This window comes from Pseudomonas kielensis (assembly GCF_014236655.1).
Lineage (GTDB): Bacteria > Pseudomonadota > Gammaproteobacteria > Pseudomonadales > Pseudomonadaceae > Aquipseudomonas > Aquipseudomonas kielensis.
On sequence record NZ_JACMYG010000009.1, the window covers coordinates 90,650 to 109,966 of the forward strand.

23 protein-coding genes and 1 tRNA gene are annotated in these 19,317 nt (G+C 60.2%); 19 read left to right on the top strand and 5 right to left on the bottom strand.

Translation table 11 applies throughout. The annotated features are described in order from the left end of the window. Window positions 1-33: 33 nt before the first annotated feature. Both H7995_RS11520 and H7995_RS11525 read left to right on the top strand, forming a co-directional pair. Window positions 34-918, top strand: a complete 885-nt coding sequence (locus H7995_RS11520) for an EamA family transporter (RefSeq protein WP_185818387.1) — start codon at window positions 34-36, stop codon at window positions 916-918. A 92-nt stretch (window positions 919-1,010) separates the two neighbouring features. Further along, on the top strand, window positions 1,011-1,352 hold the full coding sequence (locus tag H7995_RS11525) for a potassium channel family protein (RefSeq protein ID WP_166593152.1): 342 nt from the start codon (window positions 1,011-1,013) through the stop codon (window positions 1,350-1,352). 15 nt (window positions 1,353-1,367) lie between these two features. On the opposite strand, the gene H7995_RS11530 is transcribed toward H7995_RS11525, so the two are convergent. The 4 genes from H7995_RS11530 to H7995_RS11545 form a co-directional block, all read right to left on the bottom strand. Beyond that, window positions 1,368-1,697, bottom strand: a complete 330-nt coding sequence (locus tag H7995_RS11530; RefSeq protein WP_185818388.1) for a hypothetical protein — start codon at window positions 1,695-1,697, stop codon at window positions 1,368-1,370. 174 nt (window positions 1,698-1,871) lie between these two features. Next, entirely contained in the window at window positions 1,872-2,624 is a 753-nt protein-coding gene (locus H7995_RS11535) for a carbonic anhydrase (RefSeq protein ID WP_182342188.1), read from the bottom strand. A gap of 151 nt (window positions 2,625-2,775) precedes the next feature. Further along, window positions 2,776-3,816: a DMT family transporter gene (locus tag H7995_RS11540; RefSeq protein ID WP_280516529.1), complete on the bottom strand. Its 1,041-nt coding sequence runs from the start codon at window positions 3,814-3,816 to the stop codon at window positions 2,776-2,778. A 256-nt stretch (window positions 3,817-4,072) separates the two neighbouring features. Beyond that, window positions 4,073-4,157, bottom strand: a tRNA-Leu gene (locus tag H7995_RS11545). 107 nt (window positions 4,158-4,264) lie between these two features. Between H7995_RS11545 and queA the strand changes: the two genes are divergently transcribed. The 6 genes from queA (at window position 4,265) to H7995_RS11575 (ending at window position 10,347) form a co-directional block, all read left to right on the top strand. Continuing rightward, window positions 4,265-5,314: a tRNA preQ1(34) S-adenosylmethionine ribosyltransferase-isomerase QueA gene (gene queA, locus H7995_RS11550; protein ID WP_166592897.1), complete on the top strand. Its 1,050-nt coding sequence runs from the start codon at window positions 4,265-4,267 to the stop codon at window positions 5,312-5,314. Between the two features lie 14 nt (window positions 5,315-5,328). Further along, on the top strand, window positions 5,329-6,444 hold the full coding sequence (gene tgt / locus H7995_RS11555) for a tRNA guanosine(34) transglycosylase Tgt (RefSeq protein WP_166592911.1): 1,116 nt from the start codon (window positions 5,329-5,331) through the stop codon (window positions 6,442-6,444). Between the two features lie 44 nt (window positions 6,445-6,488). After that, on the top strand, window positions 6,489-6,824 hold the full coding sequence (gene yajC, locus H7995_RS11560) for a preprotein translocase subunit YajC (RefSeq protein WP_095166066.1): 336 nt from the start codon (window positions 6,489-6,491) through the stop codon (window positions 6,822-6,824). 62 nt (window positions 6,825-6,886) lie between these two features. Continuing rightward, the gene (secD, locus tag H7995_RS11565) at window positions 6,887-8,755 is read left to right on the top strand and encodes a protein translocase subunit SecD (RefSeq protein WP_182342182.1); all 1,869 of its coding nucleotides are present in this window, start codon (window positions 6,887-6,889) and stop codon (window positions 8,753-8,755) included. A 9-nt stretch (window positions 8,756-8,764) separates the two neighbouring features. Then, entirely contained in the window at window positions 8,765-9,679 is a 915-nt protein-coding gene (gene secF, locus H7995_RS11570) for a protein translocase subunit SecF (protein WP_166592895.1), read from the top strand. A 119-nt stretch (window positions 9,680-9,798) separates the two neighbouring features. Next, entirely contained in the window at window positions 9,799-10,347 is a 549-nt protein-coding gene (locus tag H7995_RS11575) for a glycine zipper 2TM domain-containing protein (RefSeq protein ID WP_166592894.1), read from the top strand. Window positions 10,348-10,407: 60 nt separating this feature from the next. On the opposite strand, the gene suhB is transcribed toward H7995_RS11575, so the two are convergent. Next, window positions 10,408-11,226 (bottom strand): type III secretion system regulator SuhB, encoded by an 819-nt coding sequence (gene suhB, locus H7995_RS11580; RefSeq protein ID WP_003185165.1) that lies wholly within the window; start codon window positions 11,224-11,226, stop codon window positions 10,408-10,410. A 145-nt stretch (window positions 11,227-11,371) separates the two neighbouring features. On the opposite strand from suhB, the gene trmJ reads away from it, so the two are divergent. From trmJ to ndk, 11 genes are all read left to right on the top strand, one after another. Beyond that, complete coding sequence (gene trmJ / locus H7995_RS11585) at window positions 11,372-12,142, top strand: tRNA (cytosine(32)/uridine(32)-2'-O)-methyltransferase TrmJ (RefSeq protein WP_166593054.1); 771 nt, start codon at window positions 11,372-11,374, stop codon at window positions 12,140-12,142. A gap of 2 nt (window positions 12,143-12,144) precedes the next feature. Beyond that, window positions 12,145-12,921: a serine O-acetyltransferase gene (cysE, locus tag H7995_RS11590; protein ID WP_185818389.1), complete on the top strand. Its 777-nt coding sequence runs from the start codon at window positions 12,145-12,147 to the stop codon at window positions 12,919-12,921. A 267-nt stretch (window positions 12,922-13,188) separates the two neighbouring features. Next, entirely contained in the window at window positions 13,189-13,680 is a 492-nt protein-coding gene (gene iscR, locus H7995_RS11595; protein WP_095166055.1) for a Fe-S cluster assembly transcriptional regulator IscR, read from the top strand. Window positions 13,681-13,730: 50 nt separating this feature from the next. Next, window positions 13,731-14,945, top strand: coding sequence for an IscS subfamily cysteine desulfurase (locus H7995_RS11600; protein ID WP_166593056.1), 1,215 nt, complete (start codon window positions 13,731-13,733; stop codon window positions 14,943-14,945). A gap of 87 nt (window positions 14,946-15,032) precedes the next feature. Next, entirely contained in the window at window positions 15,033-15,419 is a 387-nt protein-coding gene (gene iscU / locus H7995_RS11605; protein ID WP_003185157.1) for a Fe-S cluster assembly scaffold IscU, read from the top strand. Between the two features lie 34 nt (window positions 15,420-15,453). After that, on the top strand, window positions 15,454-15,777 hold the full coding sequence (gene iscA, locus H7995_RS11610; protein ID WP_003227904.1) for an iron-sulfur cluster assembly protein IscA: 324 nt from the start codon (window positions 15,454-15,456) through the stop codon (window positions 15,775-15,777). Window positions 15,778-15,785: 8 nt separating this feature from the next. After that, window positions 15,786-16,307 carry a co-chaperone HscB gene (gene hscB / locus H7995_RS11615; protein ID WP_166593057.1) on the top strand — a complete coding sequence of 174 codons (522 nt, stop codon included), beginning with the start codon at window positions 15,786-15,788 and terminating at the stop codon, window positions 16,305-16,307. A 51-nt stretch (window positions 16,308-16,358) separates the two neighbouring features. Then, a complete protein-coding gene (gene hscA / locus H7995_RS11620; protein ID WP_185818390.1) occupies window positions 16,359-18,224 on the top strand; it encodes a Fe-S protein assembly chaperone HscA in 1,866 nt (621 codons plus the stop codon). Continuing rightward, complete coding sequence (gene fdx, locus H7995_RS11625; RefSeq protein WP_166593059.1) at window positions 18,224-18,565, top strand: ISC system 2Fe-2S type ferredoxin; 342 nt, start codon at window positions 18,224-18,226, stop codon at window positions 18,563-18,565. The genes hscA and fdx overlap by 1 nt, the downstream gene beginning before the upstream one ends. 14 nt (window positions 18,566-18,579) lie before the next feature. Beyond that, window positions 18,580-18,780: a Fe-S cluster assembly protein IscX gene (iscX, locus tag H7995_RS11630; RefSeq protein WP_017123703.1), complete on the top strand. Its 201-nt coding sequence runs from the start codon at window positions 18,580-18,582 to the stop codon at window positions 18,778-18,780. A gap of 88 nt (window positions 18,781-18,868) precedes the next feature. Then, a complete protein-coding gene (gene ndk, locus H7995_RS11635) occupies window positions 18,869-19,294 on the top strand; it encodes a nucleoside-diphosphate kinase (RefSeq protein WP_007916882.1) in 426 nt (141 codons plus the stop codon). The last annotated feature ends 23 nt before the right edge of the window (window positions 19,295-19,317 follow it).

Genomic DNA, 19,317 nt, shown 5'->3' on the forward strand with positions numbered 1-19,317 from the left:
GAGTGTCGGCTTCATTTTGTGGAATGGCTCAGCATGCACAACAAACACCTGATCCTCGCCGTGTTGGTGACGGCGGTCTGGGGTCTTAACTTTCCGGTCACCAAACTGGGCCTGGCGGCAATTGATCCACTATTGCTGACGGCCCTGCGTTTCACCCTGGCTGCATTGCCCTGGGTGTTTTTTGTGCGCCGCCCGCCGATCGCCTTGGGCTGGTTGGCGGCTTATGGCCTGATTTTCGGGGTGGCGATGTGGGCGTTGATCAACCTGGGCATCGAGCTGGGGGTACCGCCCGGGACGGCGGCACTGCTGGTGCAGTTCAGTGCCTTTTTCACCCTGGGCTGGGGCGTGCTGCTGTTTCGCGAGCGCTTGCGCCTTGGTCAATTAGTGGGCGTGGGTCTGGCGGTGGTGGGCTTGCTGTGCATCATCGTCAACAGCCCCGGTCAGGCCACAACCCTGGGTTATGCACTGTTGCTGGTCAGCGCCTTCAGTTGGAGTGTCGGCAACGTCATCATCAAACAGTCGAACGTGCGTGAGATGTTTGCCTTTGTGGTGTGGGCCAGCCTGTTTCCGCCGATTCCCTTGCTGCTCCTGACCTGGCTGGCCCATGGCTCGGCACCCTTTACCGGGCTGGTCCGGCACTTCCAGTGGCTGGCGCTGTTTTCCCTGTTGTTCCAGGTCTACGCGGCGACCCACTTCTGTTACTGGGGCTGGAACCTGTTGCTGCGCGAGTACCCGGTGTCCAGGGTGGCGCCGCTGTCGTTGCTGATCCCGGTGTTCGGGGTGGCCGGTTCGGTGCTGATGCTGGGGCATCGGGTGGAGCTCCATGAAGGGCTGTCGATCCTGTTGATTCTGGCGGCGCTGGTGGCAGGGTTGATCCAGACTCGGCCCAAGACGCCGGTGGTCGTTGCACACAAATAATCAACAATTGACCACGGTTATCTGAAGCCTGTGCCAAGCTGGTGGGGTCCCAATGCGCCATCAGCCCGGCCTATCCCCAGGAACCCCACACCATGACATCCAAGCATTCAGCGCACGTGCGTCGTGAGTTCTACAAAGCCGTCGGATTCTACTTTCGCGTCGTCTGGCCGATTTTCTCCATCCTGTTTTTGCTGATCGTGGTGGTCGGCCTGATCATCAGCTACCTGGAGGGTTGGCCGCCGTTGGACGGCGTCTATTTCGGCTTTGTGACGGGCTTGACCATCGGGTATGGCGAGCTGGTGCCCAAGCTGGGCGTCTCGCGGGTGCTGGCGATTCTGCTGGGGTTCAACGGCGTGCTGATGACCGCGATATTCGCGGCGATCAGCGTGCGGGCGATCGAAGTCGCCGTGCGTGCGTCGGGCAAGGACGAGTAGGGCACGCCTGGGCGGTCACTGAATGTCTTTCAGGTAATCCCTGAGCGCCAGGAGCGGAGCCTGCATCTGCTCCAGCGTCTGCGCCTGGCCGAAATCTATGGCCAGGCGCTGCAGCTCACGGCCCATGGGTTTGTCCACCCCGCCCAGGGCCGTCAGCGCCAGGCCAACGCAGGTCGCCACCTTCAACTGGATCGCCGCCACCTCGCCGCGCCGCACCAGCAACTGGAACACCTCCCGCTGGTAGTCATCCATGATCGGATCGTCACGCAGGATCGGGCTTTGGCCTTCGGTCTCGTGAACCAGCTTGAGGGCGAAGAGGGCGACGGTTTCCAGGGCGCGGTCCATGGAGGGGGTCCTTGTGCGGTGGTGTGGGGTGGTGCGGGTCACTTTTCTACGGGCGAAAAAAGACCTTGATAAACAAGGTCTCTTTTTAATTGGCGGGCCGTGGGAGGCGTCGATGTCATCCGTGGCTGCGGGCCGATTATATCGTCAGGGGTACAGGATTGCAGCCAGCACGGTTCAGGCAATCAGCTCGACTTTGCCGGTCGCCAGGCGATAAATGCCGCCGACGATTTTCAACTTGCCTGTGTCGAGCGCATCGGTCAGCAGGGGCGTGGCTTTCTTCAGGCGCTCGACCGAGTCTTTGACGTTTTGCACGGTCGCGTTTTCCACCAGTTCCCCGGGTTGCTTGATCACGCTCTCGATAGAGGACTTGAGTGCGTCCGTCAGTTTCGGGATGTGCCCGGGGAACACCGTGTGATCCTTGACGGCTTTGATGCCGGCCTCGATGGCGCCGCATCGCTCATGCCCCAATACCAGGATGAGCGGGGCGCCCAGCACCGCGACACCGTATTCAAGACTCGCCAAGCCCTCATCGGTGACGAAGTTGCCTGCCACACGTATCGCGAAAAGATCGCCGCGCGCGGTATCAAACGCATATTCGGGCGCGATGCGCGAGTCGGAACAACTCAGGACTGCCACGAAGGGATTCTGGCCGGAGACCAAGGCTTCACGTTCGTCCTTGAAATCGTGGGTTTCGGAGTTGCCGCTGACGTACCGCTCATTGCCGGCCATCAGTCGTTTGAGGGCGTCATCCGGGCTGATGACGTTTTTCGGCTTGGGCGGCGCGGAGGTTGCCTCGGCCGCCTGAGCAAGCCTGCCGGGCAATGCACCGGCCAGCAGCAGCGCGCCGGCACCCAGTCCGGCAAGACGAAGAAAATCACGACGAGTGTTCACTTTTGAAACAGAGCCTGAATCGCATGATTCACACATGATTGTGTACTCAGTTCAATTCGGTGGGAATGACAGCTTCGGGGAGTGCCTGCAGGGACCTGCGGCACTGGAGTGAAGAAGTCTAGTCGGTCTGTGGGGTTGCGGTTGGCGCCGCCGGTTTCAGATACGGCGCTATGCCGAGGGCTGCCCCTCAGTGTTGATGCCGGTGATGGATGTCAGGAAAGTGCGGGTGACTGTGGCGCAGGGGGGCGTGTTCATGCACATGGCTATGAGGCTCGGACGCCTCCCACTCAAAGGCATGTTCATGTTGATGGTGCTCGTCGTGAACGTGCGGATGGTCATGGGTCTGCGGATCGTGTTGATGCTCGTGTGAATGACTCTCGGTGAGGTGGATCCAGACTCCAATCCCCATCAGGCCCGCAGCAACCCAAAACACCCATGACACGGCTTCGCCCAGAAACACAATTGAAACAGCTGCGCCCAGGAAGGGCGCGGTCGAGAAATACGCGCCGGTCCGCGCTGTTCCCAGCCCCCGTAACGCCAGCACGAAAAGCACCAGGCTCACGCCGTATCCCAGGAAACCTACGAGAAGGGTGGGGCCGAGCAGAGGCCACTCGGGGAGATGCATGCCCAGCGCAATCCCCAGGGTGCAATTGACCACCCCGGCGACCAGCCCCTTGATGCCTGCAATGAACAACGCATCCGATGCTGAAACCTTGCGAGTCAGGTTGTTATCAACGGCCCAGCAAAGGCATGCGATTGCGACTGCACTCGGCCCAACCCAGCCATTGATCTGCGCTGACGTTTGAGGCCAACCCAGCATTACGCCGCCCGCCACTATTGCGATCATTCCCATGACGATCCGCCTGTCAGCGTTCTCCTTGAAAACCATCCACGCCAGTAGTGCGGTCAACACGGCTTCAAGGTACAGCAATAGCGAAGCGGTGGTGCCGGAGGTCAGGGTCAGCCCAAACATCAACGACACCGGCCCCAGCACCCCACCGAAAACAATCGCGCCAATAAGCCACGGCCACTCCGATGCAGTCAGGCCGACAGGCTGCCAGCCGCGATCACGGATCAACCGACTGACCGTCAAGCCCAAGCCGCTCCCCAGGTACAGCAACCCGGCGAGCAAGACCGGAGAGATGTTCAGCCCCAGAACCTTGGCAAGCGGTGTGCTGGCCCCAAAGAGCGCAGCGGCTCCCAAGGCGTAGAAAATGCTTCTGGTCATCATCCGATCCGTAGCGAGGGTATCGATGGGGAACACGATACTCGTCGTAGGTGGATCGCGCATTGGGTCGTGGTGGGTGGGGGCTGAGAAGCTGGGGGGGTTAAGAGCGTGGGGGCGGAGAGCGTGCTGTTTGGTTTTTTCTCAGGGGGGCAAGCAGAGGGATGCAGGGGTAGAAAGACAGACACAAAAAAACCGGCTCAAGTGGCCGGTTTCTTTGGGTCTGAAAGCCTGGTAGAGACTTTCAGATACTGCTATATGGTGCCCCGAGGGAGACTCGAACTCCCACTCCTTTCGAAAACGGATTTTGAATCCGCCGCGTCTACCAATTCCGCCATCAGGGCTCAATGGCGGCGAAGTATAGAGAGGTGATAACCGTCGGTCAATCAGGTACATGGAGAATTTTTGATATTTCCGCTAGACTTCCCGGCCCTGCTAGACGAACCCCATCATGCGCGTTGCTGACTTTACTTTCGAACTCCCTGATTCGCTGATCGCTCGCCACCCGTTGGCTGAGCGGCGCGGCAGTCGCCTGCTGACCCTGGATGGGCCTAGCGGCGCCCTGGCGCACCGTCAATTCACTGATTTGCTTGAGCATTTGCGCCCAGGCGACTTGATGGTGTTCAACAATACCCGGGTGATTCCGGCGCGGCTGTTTGGCCAGAAAGCCTCCGGCGGCAAGCTGGAAATTCTGGTGGAGCGGGTGCTCGACAGTCACCGTGTGCTGGCCCATGTGCGCTCCAGCAAGTCGCCCAAGCCTGGCTCGAAGATCCTCATCGACGGTGGGGGCGAGGCTCAGATGCTGGCGCGCCACGATGCGCTGTTCGAGCTGGGGTTTGCCGAAGAAGTGTTGCCGCTGCTCGACCGCGTCGGGCATATGCCGCTGCCTCCTTATATAGACCGTCCGGATGAAGACGCCGATCGCGAGCGCTACCAGACGGTGTACTCCGAGCGCCTGGGCGCCGTGGCGGCGCCGACGGCGGGGCTGCATTTCGATCAGCCGCTGCTGGAGGCGATTGCCGCCAAAGGCGTCGAGACTGCGTTCGTGACCCTGCACGTGGGGGCTGGCACCTTTCAGCCGGTGCGTGTGGAGAAGCTCGAAGACCACCACATGCACAGCGAGTGGCTGGAAGTCGGCCAGGACGTGGTGGATGCGGTGGCGGCCTGTCGGGCCCGTGGCGGACGGGTGGTGGCCGTGGGGACCACCAGCGTGCGTTCGCTGGAGAGTGCGGCGCGCGATGGCGTGCTCAAGCCGTTCAGTGGCGACACCGATATCTTTATTTTCCCGGGCCGGCCGTTCCATGTGGTCGATGCCCTGGTCACCAACTTCCATTTGCCCGAATCCACGCTGTTGATGCTGGTTTCGGCGTTTGCCGGGTATCCCGAGACCATGGCCGCCTACCAGGCAGCTGTCGAGCATGGGTACCGCTTTTTCAGCTACGGTGATGCGATGTTCATCACCCGCAATCCCGCACCGCGCGGCCCAGAGGAAACAGCATGAGTCGCACCTGTCGTATGTCTTTCGAACTTTTGGCCACCGATGGCAAGGCCCGTCGCGGGCGCCTGACGTTCCCGCGTGGCACCGTCGAGACCCCGGCGTTCATGCCGGTGGGTACCTACGGCACGGTCAAGGGCATGTTGCCGCGGGACATCGAGGCCACGGGCGCCGAGATCATCCTGGGCAATACCTTCCACTTGTGGCTGCGTCCTGGCACCGAAGTGATCAAGAAGCACGGCGACCTGCACGATTTCATGCAGTGGAAAGGCCCGATCCTGACCGACTCCGGTGGTTTCCAGGTGTTCAGCCTGGGCGCCATGCGCAAGATCAAGGAGGAGGGCGTGACCTTCGCCTCGCCGGTGGACGGTGCCAAGGTGTTCATGGGGCCGGAAGAGTCGATGCAGGTCCAGCGTGACCTGGGCTCCGACATCGTGATGATTTTTGACGAATGCACGCCGTACCCGGCCGACGAAGACGTGGCGCGGATCTCCATGGAGTTGTCGCTGCGCTGGGCCCAGCGTTCGAAAAACGCCCATGGCGAGAACACCGCGGCGCTGTTCGGTATCGTCCAGGGTGGCATGCACCAGGACCTGCGCATGCGCTCCCTGGAAGGCCTCGACAAGATCGGTTTTGACGGCCTGGCCATTGGCGGCCTGTCGGTGGGCGAGCCCAAGCACGAGATGATCAAGGTGCTGGACTACCTCCCGGGTCAGATGCCGGCTGACAAACCTCGTTACCTTATGGGTGTTGGCAAGCCGGAAGACTTGGTTGAGGGTGTGCGCCGCGGGGTGGACATGTTCGATTGCGTGATGCCAACCCGTAATGCCCGCAATGGGCATCTGTTCATTGATACGGGTGTGCTGAAGATCCGTAACGCGTTCCATCGCCATGATGATTCGCCGCTCGATCCGACCTGCGATTGCTATACCTGCCAGAACTTCTCCCGCGCTTATCTGCATCATCTGGACAAGTGCGGCGAAATGCTGGGGAGCATGCTCAATACCATCCATAACTTGCGTCATTATCAAGTGCTTATGGCTGGTTTGCGCGAGGCTATTCAACAGGGTACATTGGCCGCCTTTGTCGATGCCTTCTATGCCAAGCGCGGGTTGCCTGTTCCGCCTTTGGACTGAGTTTTAAAACGTTTAAGACACTAATTCTGCAACTGGAGTGCTAAATGAGCTTTTTTATCTCGAATGCGATGGCAGACGCCGCTGCACCTGCTGCCGGCCCTGCTGGCACTGGCTTTGAGTGGATTTTCCTGGTCGGTTTCCTGGTCATCTTCTACCTGATGATCTGGCGTCCACAGGCCAAACGCGCCAAAGAGCAGAAGAATCTGCTGAGCAACTTGCAAAAAGGTGATGAAGTTGTGACCTCCGGCGGCATCGCCGGCAAGATCACCAAAGTAGCGGATGATTTCGTGGTTCTCGAAGTTTCTGACTCGGTAGAGCTGAAGTTCCAGAAAGGCGCCATCGCTGCCACGCTGCCAAAAGGCACGCTGAAAGCGATCTGAGTTTCATCTTCTACCAATCGACGGGGCGCGCAAGGCGCCCCGCGTCATAAGCGGGCGGCGTGATGCTGAACAAATACCCTCTGTGGAAATACCTACTGATCCTGGCGGTGCTGGCGATCGGTCTGATTTATTCCGCTCCCAATCTATACCCTGATGACCCGGCCATTCAGGTCAGCGGTGCAAGCACTGCGCTGCAGGTCAATCAGGCGGATCTGGATCGTGTGAGCAAAGCGCTCAACGAGTCCGGGATCACCGTCAAGGCGGCCACGCTGGCAGCCAACGGCAAGGGCGGCCTGATTCGTCTGACCAAGCAGGAAGACCAGCTTCCGGCCAAGGACGTCGTTCGCAAGGCCTTGGGTGATGACTATGTCGTTGCGCTGAACCTGGCACAAACCACCCCGCAGTGGCTGCGCAACCTCGGCGCGCACCCGATGAAGTTGGGTCTGGACTTGTCCGGTGGTGTGCACTTCCTCCTGGAAGTGGACATGGACAAAGCCATCGACGCCCGCATGAAAGTTTACGAAGGCGACGTCAAGAGTCTGTTGCGCAAAGAGCGCCTGCGCTATCGCAGCCTGCCGCAACTCAACGGTGCCATTCAGTTGGGCTTCACTGATGAAGCCGCCCGCGAACAGGCCCGTGCACTGATCCGCAAGAGCTTCAACGATTTCGATATTGTTCCCGCCGACCTCAATGGTCAGCCGGTGCTGCGTCTGGCGATGACCCCGGCCAAGCTGGCGGAAATCCGTGAATACTCCATCAAGCAGAACTTGACCACGGTACGTAACCGCGTCAACGAGCTGGGTGTTGCCGAGCCTATCGTTCAGCGTCAGGGTGCCAACCGCATCGTGGTTGAACTGCCAGGCGTGCAGGACACTGCCGAAGCCAAGCGAATCCTGGGCAAGACGGCCAACCTTGAGTTCCGTCTGGCAGCAGAGCCGGGCGCATCCAAAGCCACTTCCGAGATGTTCGAGTTCCGCGAGGGCAAGCGTCCTCCTGCGCAGATCGAGCGTGGCCTGATCATCACGGGCGACCAGGTGACTGACGCCAAGGCCGGTTTCGGCGAGCACGGCACCCCAGAGGTGAACATTCGCCTGGACGGTCATGGCGGCGAGCTGATGAACCGTGCGACCCGTTCCAACGTCGGTCGCAGCATGGCGGTGATCTTCATCGAGCAACGTCCGGTGACCACCTACGTCAAGCAGGTCGTCAACGGCGTCGAGAAAGACGTGGCGGTGCAGACGTTCAAGGAAGAGAAGAAGATCATCAGCCTGGCGACCATCCAGTCGCCGCTGGGTGCTCAGTTCCGCATCACCGGCCTGAACGGCCAGGGCGAATCCTCGGAGCTGGCGCTGCTGCTGCGCGCCGGTGGTCTGGCGGCCCCGATGTACTTCGCTGAAGAACGTACCATTGGTCCAAGCCTGGGTGCCGACAACATCACCAAGGGTGTCGATGCCTCGCTGTGGGGCATGCTGTTCGTGTCGCTGTTCATCATGGCGATCTACCGCTTCTTCGGCCTGATCGCCACGGTGGCGCTGGGCGTGAACATGGTGCTGCTGCTGGCCCTGATGTCGCTGCTGGGTGCAACCCTGACCCTGCCGGGTATCGCCGGTATCGTGCTGACCATGGGTATGGCGGTCGACGCCAACGTGCTGATCTTCTCGCGGATTCGTGAGGAAATCGCGGCGGGCATGACTGTGCAACGGGCAATCAACGAAGGTTTCGGGCGCGCATTCACCGCGATTCTCGACGCCAACCTGACCACCTTGCTGGTGGGCGGGATTCTGTTTGCCATGGGTACAGGTCCGGTCAAGGGCTTCGCCGTGACCATGTCCCTCGGGGTTCTGACCTCGATGTTCACGGCCATCATGGTTACCCGTGCGATGGTCAACCTGATCTTCGGCGGTCGTGACTTCAAGAAGTTGTGGATTTAAGGGGCTGCCATGTTACGTACAATCAACTTCATGGGCGTTCGCAACGTTGCGTTCGGCGTCACATTGTTCCTCACGGTGCTGGCGCTGTTCAGTGTCGCCACCAAGGGCATGAACTACGGCCTGGACTTCACCGGCGGTACGCTGATCGAGCTGACCTATGAGCGTCCGGCCGATGTGACCAAGGTGCGTGAGCAGCTGGTTACCTCGGGTTATCACGAGGCGGTGGTGCAGAGCTTTGGCGCGACCACCGACCTGCTGGTGCGCATGCCAGGCGAAGACCCGCAACTGGGTCACCAGGTAGCCGAGGCCTTGCAGAAGGTCGGCGGCGACAACCCGGCTGTGGTCAAGCGCGTCGAGTTCGTCGGCCCGCAGGTGGGTGAAGAGCTGCGCGACCAGGGCGGCCTCGGCATGCTCATGGCGCTGGGCGGCATCCTGATCTACCTGGCGTTCCGCTTTCAATGGAAGTTTGCGGTCGGGGCCATCGTGTCGCTGATCCACGACGTGATCGTGACCATTGGTATCCTGTCGTTCTTCCAGATCACCTTCGACCTGACGGTGCTGGCGGCGGTGCTGGCGATCATCGGTTACTCGCTCAACGACACCATCGTGGTGTTCGACCGGGTGCGTGAGAACTTCCGCGTGCTGCGCAAGGCGACGCTGATCGAGAACATCAACATCTCGACGACTCAGACCCTGCTGCGCACCATTGCCACCTCGGTTTCGACCCTGTTGGCGATCGCCGCGCTGCTGTTCTTCGGGGGTGACAACCTGTACGGCTTCTCCTTGGCCCTGCTGGTAGGTGTATTGGCGGGTACGTACTCGTCGATCTACATCGCCAACGTGGTGCTGATCTGGCTGAACCTGAGCAGTGAAGACCTGATCCCTGTGGTCAACACCGATAAGGAAGTGGACGACCGTCCTTGAGACGTTTTCCTACCTGGTAGTACCCCAAAAGGCGCGAGTATTGAACTCGCGCCTTTTTTTGTGCTCCAAGGCTGGGAGAAGCGCGGGCATGTCCCGCATGTGATGGTCAGGAGGTTCATGTGAACAAGTCGTTGCTGGTTGGTGCGGTATTGGGTGCTGTCGGTGTGACTGCCGGGGGTGCTGTTGCCACCTACAGCCTGGTAAAAAGCGGCCCTGAGTATGCGCAAGTACTGGCCGTTGAGCCGGTCAAGAAACAGATCAAGACTCCACGTGAAGTGTGCAAGGACGTGACCGTGACCCGTCAGGCGCCGGTCAAGGATCAACACCAGATCGCCGGTACCGTGGTCGGTGCGCTGGCCGGTGGCCTGTTGGGCAACCAGATCGGCGGCGGCAGCGGCAAGAAGATCGCCACGGTCGCGGGTGCGGTGGGTGGCGGTTATGCCGGTAACAAGGTGCAGGAGGGCATGCAGGAGCGTGACACTTACACCACCACGCAAACCCGCTGCAACACGGTCAATGACATCAGTGACAAGGTTGTAGGCTACGACGTGCGTTATTCCCTTGATGGCAAGGAAGGCAAGGTGCGCATGGATCGCGATCCAGGCAACCAGATTCCGGTCAACAAGGAAGGTCAGTTGATCCTGGGCCAGAACGAACCGGCGCAGTGATTGGTTGAAACGCAGGCATAAAAAAAGCACCCCGTAGGGTGCTTTTTTTATGCCTGGCGCTTAGCGTTTCAGCGAGGCTGGCAGGTGCGGCTGGATGGCCGTCAGGACTGCCTTGAAGCATTTGGTGTTGCCGGCAACGATGTGGCCTTTTTCCAGGAAGTCGTGACCGCCGGTGAAGTCGCTCACCAGACCGCCTGCTTCCTGAATCAGCAGGGCGCCTGCAGCCATGTCCCACTCGGACAGGCCCGATTCCCAGAACGCGTCGAAACGGCCGGCGGCGACGTACGCCAGGTCCAGGCTCGCGGCGCCAGCGCGGCGGATGCCGGCGGTCTGGCCAACCAGGGCGCGGAACATGCCCAGGTAGTTGTCGAGGTTGTCCATCTGGTCATCACGGAACGGGAAGCCGGTACCCAGCAGGGCGCCGTCCAGGCTGGTGCGACCGCTGACGCGCAGGCGACGACCGTTCAGTTGGGCGCCACGGCCACGGCTGGCGGTGAATTCTTCCTGGCGAACCGGGTCCAGGACCACGGCGTGTTCCAGGCGGCCACGGTATTTGCAGGCGATGCTGACGGCGAAGTGGGGGATGCCACGCAGGAAGTTGGTGGTGCCGTCCAGTGGGTCGATGATCCACAGGTACTCTTCACCTTCGATACCGGTGCCGGCGTGCATGCCGGTCTCTTCGCCGAGGATCGAGTGGTTTGGGTAGGCTTTGCGCAGGGCGTCGACGATTTTCTGTTCGGCCGCGCGATCCACTTCGGACACGTAGTCCTTGGCGTCTTTTTCATCGACCTTGATGGTATCCAGGCGCTCGATGGAGCGGAAAATCAATTCACTGGCGCTGCGGGCGGCGCGCAGCGCGATATTCAGCATGGGCTGCATGGATGTGTCACCTAAGGTTGTTAAAGAAAGCCGGGCATTCTAGCAGAAAGTTTCTACAGATGAACGACGACGTTTGCTTTCGTAGCTTAACTTTAGGATGAACTGTAAGATTTGCGACCAAATTCCCTGTCAGAGAGCGCCTCCCTTGCTGCAGAACATTCGTGTCGTCCTGGTCAATACCAGTCATCCGGGAAACATCGGTGGGGCTGCGCGTGCCATGAAGAACATGGGGCTGTCGCGCCTGGTGCTGGTGGAGCCGCGGCTGTTTCCCCATCACGAGGCCGATGCACGGGCTTCGGGTGCCGGCGACATCCTGGAAAAGGCGCAAGTGGTCGCCACCCTGGAAGACGCGCTGGTGGGCTGCAACCTGGTGCTCGGTACCAGTGCTCGCGACCGTCGTATTCCCTGGCCGCTGCTCGATCCACGCGAGTGCGGGACCAAGGTGGTCGAGGAAGCGGCGGCCGGCGCCGAGATCGCCCTGGTGTTCGGTCGTGAAGATTCCGGCCTGACCAATGAAGAGCTGCAGCGATGTCATTATCACGTGCACATTCCATCGGACCCTGAGTTCAGTTCGCTGAACCTGGGGGCTGCGGTGCAGGTGCTGAGCTATGAAGTGCGCATGTCTTGGCTGGCCGCGCAAGGCCAGCCAAGCAAGGTCGAGAAGGAAGAAGTGGCGTCCACCAAGAGCGGTGAGCTGGCGACCATGGATGAGCTGGAGCGATTTTATGAACACCTGGAGCAGACCCTGGTGGCCATCGAGTTTCTCGACCCGGAAAAACCGCGACACTTGATGGCGCGCCTGCGCCGGCTGTACGGACGAAGCTCGGTCAGCCGGGCGGAGATGAATATTTTGCGTGGCATCCTCACGGAAACCCAGAAAGCGGCCCGTGGTGAGCTCCTTAAGCGGAAGGATTAATGATGTTCGAGCGTTTGCGTGAAGATATCCAGAGCGTTTTCCATCGGGATCCGGCGGCACGTAATGCATTCGAAGTGCTGACCTGCTACCCGGGCATGCACGCGATCTGGATTCATCGCCTGTCGGCGGCGCTGTGGGGTTGGGGTTGGAAATGGCTGGCGCGGCTGGTATCGAACTTCGGTCGCTGGCTGACCGGGATCGAGATTCACCCGGGCGCCAAGGTGGGTCGACGCTTCTTTATTGACCACGGCATGGGCATTGTCATTGGTGAAACCGCCGAGATCGGTGATGACGTGACCCTGTATCAGGGCGTGACGCTGGGCGGCACCAGCTGGAACAAGGGCAAGCGCCACCCGACGCTGGAAGATGGTGTAGTGGTGGGCGCTGGCGCCAAGGTGCTGGGGCCGTTTACCGTGGGGGCGGGCGCCAAGGTCGGCTCCAATGCGGTGGTGACCAAGGCGGTGCCGGCCGGTGCGACAGTGGTCGGGATTCCCGGGCGGATCATCGTCAAGTCCGACGACGAGCAGGAGGCCAAGCGCAAGGCCATGGCCGAGAAGATCGGTTTTGATGCCTACGGTGTCGGCGAAGACATGCCCGACCCGGTGGCGCGGGCCATTGGTCAGTTGCTCGATCACCTGCAGGCGGTGGATAGTCGTCTGGAAGGCATGTGCGGCGCGCTGAAAGACCTGGGCAGCCCTTATTGTGCCAAGGACCTGCCTGAGTTGCGCGAAGAGGACTTTGCCTGCGTGAAGGGCAAGGATCAGACCCAGGCCAGCTAGGCCGAGTCGCTCCCCATCGCGGGCAAGCCCGCTCCCGCCAGGTCTTCGGTGATACACAGATTGCGTCAGCACCGAAAATTCCTGTGGGAGCGGGCTTGCCCGCGATGAAGGATGGCGCGGTACTGCTGGCTGTAACCTGCCAGCCTTTGCTATGATACGCGCGCTCTTTTGCCGGTAAACCTGACTAAAGTACTAGGTCTTATAGTTGACTTAAATACTCGGGAATTGCATACTCCTCCCCATCCCGAAACTCCGCGGTAATTGTCCATGCGACTGACTACAAAAGGCCGATACGCTGTAACCGCCATGCTTGACCTGGCGTTGCACGCGCAGCATGGGCCTGTGTCCCTGGCTGACATTTCCGAGCGCCAAGGCATTTCCCTGTCCTACCTCGAACAGCTTTTCGCCAAGTTGCGCCGCAGCAACCTGGTCTCCAGCGTTCGTGGTCCTGGCGGCGGCTACCAGCTGTCGCGTGACATGCAGGGCATTCAGGTCGCTCAGGTGATCGACGCGGTAAATGAATCGGTTGACGCTACCAAGTGCCAGGGTCTGGGTGATTGCCACGGTGGCGATACCTGTCTGACCCACCACCTGTGGTGTGATCTGAGCCTGCAAATCCACGAATTTCTCAGCGGTATCAGCTTGGCTGATCTTGTCACTCGCCGTGAAGTGCAAGAAGTAGCCCAGCGTCAGGACCAGCGTCGTTGCAACAGCAAGTCGCCGCGCCTGGACAAGATTGAAGCGTCCGCCGTCGAATGACAGCCAAAGAGCTAGCGGCACGCCAGCCAGCCTGATTTAGGAGATAGTCCATGAAATTGCCGATTTACCTTGATTACTCTGCGACCACCCCGGTTGATCCGCGTGTCGCGCAAAAGATGAGTGAATGCCTGCTGGTCGACGGAAACTTCGGTAACCCGGCGTCCCGCTCCCACGTGTTCGGCTGGAAAGCCGAAGAATCGGTCGAGAACGCTCGCCGCCAGGTCGCCGACCTGGTCAACGCCGACCCGCGTGAAATCGTCTGGACCTCCGGCGCCACCGAGTCAGACAACCTGGCAATCAAGGGTGCGGCACATTTCTATGCCACCAAAGGCAAGCACCTGATCACCACCAAGATTGAGCACAAGGCTGTCCTCGACACCATGCGCCAACTGGAGCGTGAAGGTTTCGAAGTGACCTACCTCGAGCCGCGCACCGATGGCCTGGTGACTCCGGAAATGATCGAAGCTGCACTGCGTGACGACACCATCCTGGTTTCGGTCATGCACGTGAACAACGAAATCGGCACCATCAACGACATCGCCGCCATCGGCGAGTTGCTCCGCGCCAAGGGCATCCTGTTCCACGTCGACGCCGCACAGTCCACTGGCAAGGTCGAGATCGACCTGCAGAAGCTGAAAGTCGACATGATGTCCTTCTCCGCTCACAAGACCTACGGCCCTAAAGGCATCGGCGCACTGTACGTGAGCCGCAAGCCGCGTGTGCGCATCGAAGCGACCATGCACGGTGGCGGTCATGAGCGTGGCATGCGCTCCGGCACCCTGGCCACTCACCAGATCGTCGGCATGGGCGAAGCCTTCCGCGTAGCCAAGGAAGACATGGCTGCCGAGAACGTACGCATCAAGGCCCTGAGCGACCGCTTCTACAAGCAGGTCGAGCACCTGGAAGAGCTGTACGTCAACGGCAGCATGACCGCCCGCGTTCCGCACAACCTGAACCTGAGCTTCAACTACGTTGAAGGCGAGTCGCTGATCATGGCGCTCAAGGACCTGGCGGTTTCCTCCGGTTCGGCCTGCACCTCGGCTTCGCTCGAGCCTTCGTACGTACTGCGTGCCCTGGGCCGCAACGACGAACTGGCACACAGCTCGATCCGCTTCACCTTCGGCCGCTTCACCACCGAAGAAGAAATCGATTACGCCGCGCAGAAAGTCTGCGAGGCCGTTACCAAGCTGCGCGCTCTGTCGCCGCTGTGGGACATGTACAAAGACGGCGTCGACATTTCGAAGATCGAGTGGGCGGCACACTGATATATAAGTCGCCGCACACGGGCTCTGTCTTGAAATTTCGGTTTGCAGGGCCCAAAGAGCGACTCTCTGATGAGTGAGGATTGAATCATGGCTTACAGCGAAAAGGTCATCGACCACTACGAAAACCCGCGCAACGTCGGCAAGATGGACGCGCAGGATCCTGATGTCGGCACTGGCATGGTCGGCGCTCCGGCGTGCGGCGACGTGATGCGCCTGCAGATCAAGGTCAACGAGCAAGGCATCATCGAAGACGCCAAGTTCAAGACCTACGGCTGCGGTTCCGCCATTGCTTCCAGCTCCCTGGCCACCGAGTGGATGAAGGGCAAGACCCTGGATGAAGCCGAGACCATCAAGAACACTCAACTGGCTGAAGAACTGGCCCTGCCGCCAGTGAAAATCCACTGCTCGGTACTCGCTGAAGACGCCATCAAGGCTGCTGTTCGCGACTACAAGCAGAAAAAAGGCTTGATCTGACTTTCAGGTTTTGGCGACGAGTAAGGAGTCAACGATGGCTATCAGCATGACAGAAGCGGCTGCTCGACACGTGCGACGCTCCCTCGACGGGCGCGGCAAAGGTGAGGGGATTCGCCTGGGTGTTCGCACCACGGGCTGTTCCGGCCTTGCCTACGTGCTGGAGTTTGTCGACGAAGTGGTGGCAGAGGATCAGGTGTTCGAGAGTCACGGCGAGAAAGTGATCATCGACCCGAAAAGCCTGGCCTACCTGGACGGCACCGAGCTCGATTTCGTCAAGGAAGGGTTGAACGAAGGCTTCAAGTTCAACAATCCCAACGTACGCGGTGAATGTGGCTGCGGCGAAAGCTTCAACATCTGAGGCTTGTCGTGGGAACTCCTTGTCATTTCGCTTTATTTGAGTTGCAACCGAGCTTCAACCTGGACCTCGATCAGCTGGCTACGCGCTACCGTGAGTTGGCGCGCGGCGTTCATCCGGACCGCTTTGCTGATGCTTCCGAGCGTGAGCAACGGCTGGCGCTAGAGCAATCCGCGAGCCTCAACGAGGCCTACCAGACGCTCAAGAGTCCCCCCAAGCGCGCGCGTTACCTGCTCGCGATGGGTGGTGGCGAGCTGCCGCTGGAGGTCACGGTGCATGATCCGGAGTTTCTTCTGCAGCAGATGCAATGGCGCGAAGAGCTCGAAGACCTGCAAGACAGCGCCGACCTGGCCGGGGTTGCGGTATTCAAGCGCCGCCTGAAGGTCGCCCAGGAAGAGCTGAACCAAAGCTTCGCAGCTTGCTGGAACGATGCCGCGCAACGCGAACAGGCCGAACGCCTGATGCGGCGCATGCAGTTCCTCGACAAGCTCACCTACGAAGTGCGCCAGTTAGAAGAGCGCCTCGACGATTAACCCAGTGCCGCCTCGGTCGCACGCCTGATATACAGATAAGTCCTGATAACGATGGCCCTACTGCAGATCGCCGAACCCGGCCAAAGTCCTCAACCGCACCAGCGTCGTCTGGCTGTGGGGATCGACTTGGGCACTACCAATTCGCTGGTCGCTGCGTTGCGCAGTGGTCTTTCCGAGCCGCTGGCCGACGCTGACGGGCAGGTCATCCTGCCGTCTGCCGTGCGCTATCACGCTGATCGCGTCGAAGTGGGCGAATCCGCCAGGCTGGCTGCCGCTACCGACCCGTTGAACACCGTGCTGTCGGTCAAGCGCTTGATGGGTCGTGGTCTTTCCGACGTCAAGCAACTGGGCGAGCAACTGCCGTACCGCTTTGTCGGTGGCGAGTCGCATATGCCGTTCATCGACACCGTTCAAGGGCCGAAAAGCCCGGTCGAAGTCTCCGCCGATATCCTCAAGGTGCTGCGTCAGCGCGCTGAAGCGGCGTTGGGGGGTGAGCTGGTGGGTGCCGTGATCACGGTTCCGGCCTACTTCGACGATGCCCAGCGTCAAGCCACCAAGGATGCGGCCAAACTGGCCGGCCTGAATGTGCTGCGCCTGCTCAATGAGCCAACGGCTGCGGCGGTCGCCTACGGGCTGGACCAACACGCCGAAGGCCTGGTTGCTATCTATGACCTGGGCGGCGGCACCTTCGATATTTCGATTCTGCGCCTGACCGGCGGTGTGTTTGAGGTCCTGGCGACCGGCGGCGACAGCGCCCTGGGTGGCGATGATTTTGACCACGCCATTGCTGGCTGGATCATCGAGAGCGCCGGCTTGTCCGCCGATCTCGACCCGGGCGCGCAGCGTCAACTGCTGCAAACCGCCTGCGCGGCCAAGGAAGCGCTGACCAATGCCCCGTCGGTCGACGTGACTCATGGCACCTGGAAAGCCGAGCTGACCCGTGAAGCCTTTGATGCACTGATCGAGCCAATGGTCGCGCGCAGCCTCAAGGCCTGTCGTCGTGCTGTGCGTGACTCCGGCATCGAGCTGGATGAAGTGCATGCGGTGGTCATGGTTGGTGGTTCCACTCGTGTGCCGCGGGTGCGCGAGGCCGTCGCTGAAGCCTTTGGTCGCCAGCCGCTGACTGAAATCGATCCGGATCAAGTGGTGGCCATTGGTGCTGCGATCCAGGCCGATACCCTGGCAGGCAACAAGCGTGACGGTGGCGAACTGCTCCTGCTCGACGTGATCCCGTTGTCCCTGGGGCTGGAAACCATGGGCGGCCTGATGGAGAAGGTGATTCCGCGCAACACCACGATCCCGGTGGCGCGTGCTCAGGACTTCACCACCTACAAAGACGGCCAGTCGGCCATGATGATTCATGTCCTGCAGGGCGAGCGTGAGCTGATCAGCGATTGCCGCTCCCTGGCGCGTTTTGAATTGCGCGGTATTCCGGCCATGGTGGCCGGTGCGGCGAAGATTCGCGTGACCTTCCAGGTCGACGCCGACGGCCTGCTCAGCGTGTCGGCACGCGAGCTGGGTTCGGGCGTGGAGGCGAGCATCCAGGTCAAGCCGTCCTACGGTCTGACCGACGGCGAAATTGCCAAGATGCTCAAGGATTCGTTCCAGCACGCCAATGATGACAAGGTTGCCCGCGTCCTGCGCGAGCAGCAGGTTGATGCCCAGCGCCTGGTCGAGGCTGTGCAGGGTGCTCTGGAGGCGGATGGCGAGCGCTTGCTCGACGCCGAAGAGCGCATGGTCATCGACATGCAGGTGCAGGAACTGATCGAACTGATGAAAGGTACTGATGGTTACGCCATCGAGCAGCAGACCAAGCGTCTGTCGCAAGTGACCGACGCTTTTGCTGCCCGCCGCATGGACCAGACGGTGAAGGCCGCTCTGTCGGGGCGCAATCTGAATGAAATCGAGGATATCTGATGCCGCAGGTCATTTTTCTGCCACACGAGAAGTTCTGCCCGGACGGCATGGTTGTCGAGGCTGAGCCCGGCACTTCTATTCTCGATCTGGCACACGAACACCATATCGAGATGGAAAGCGCCTGCGGTGGCGTCTGCGCCTGCACCACGTGCCACTGCCTGATTCGTGAGGGTTTTGACTCGCTGGAAGAGGCCGACGAGCTGGAAGAGGACTATCTTGATCGGGCCTGGGGTCTGGAGCCTGTGTCCCGCCTGGCCTGTCAGGCCAAGGTCGGCACCGAAGACCTGACCGTCGAGATTCCGAAGTATTCGCTCAACCACGCTGCCGAAGCGCCGCACTGATTCAAGGAATTGTCATGAGTCTGAAGTGGACTGATGTACTGGAAATCGCGATCCAGCTGGCGGAAAGCAAGCCGGATGTAGATCCAATGTCGGTCAATTTCGTCGATCTACGCAAGTGGGTCATGGAATTGCCCGAGTTTGACGACAAGCCCGAGCACTGCGGGGAAAAGATTCTGGAGGCCATTCAGGCCCACTGGATCGAAGAGCGCGACTGAAGCTCGCCGCAGGTTAGGCAATACCAAAGAACCCGCGTATAATTCGCGGGTTTAATTTTTCGCAAATTACCGTTTCTGGAGTTACACCATGGCTGTTCAACGTACTTTCTCCATCATCAAGCCTGACGCTGTTGCAAAAAACGTTATCGGCGAGATCACCACTCGTTTCGAAAAAGCTGGCCTGCGCGTTGTAGCTTCGAAACTCAAGCAACTGTCCAAAGCTGAAGCCGAAGGCTTCTACGCTGAGCACAGCGCTCGTGGTTTCTTCGGCGACCTGGTTGCCTTCATGATCTCCGGCCCTGTTGTTGTACAGGTTCTGGAAGGCGAAAACGCTATCGCTCTGAACCGTGAGCTGATGGGCGCTACCAACCCTAAAGAAGCTGCTGCCGGCACCATCCGCGCTGACTTCGCTGATTCCATCGACGCCAACGCTGTACACGGTTCGGACTCCGAAGCCGCTGCTGCTCGCGAAATCTCGTACTTCTTCGCAGCTACTGAAGTAACCACTCGCTAAGCATTGGCTTAAGAGTGAAGGTG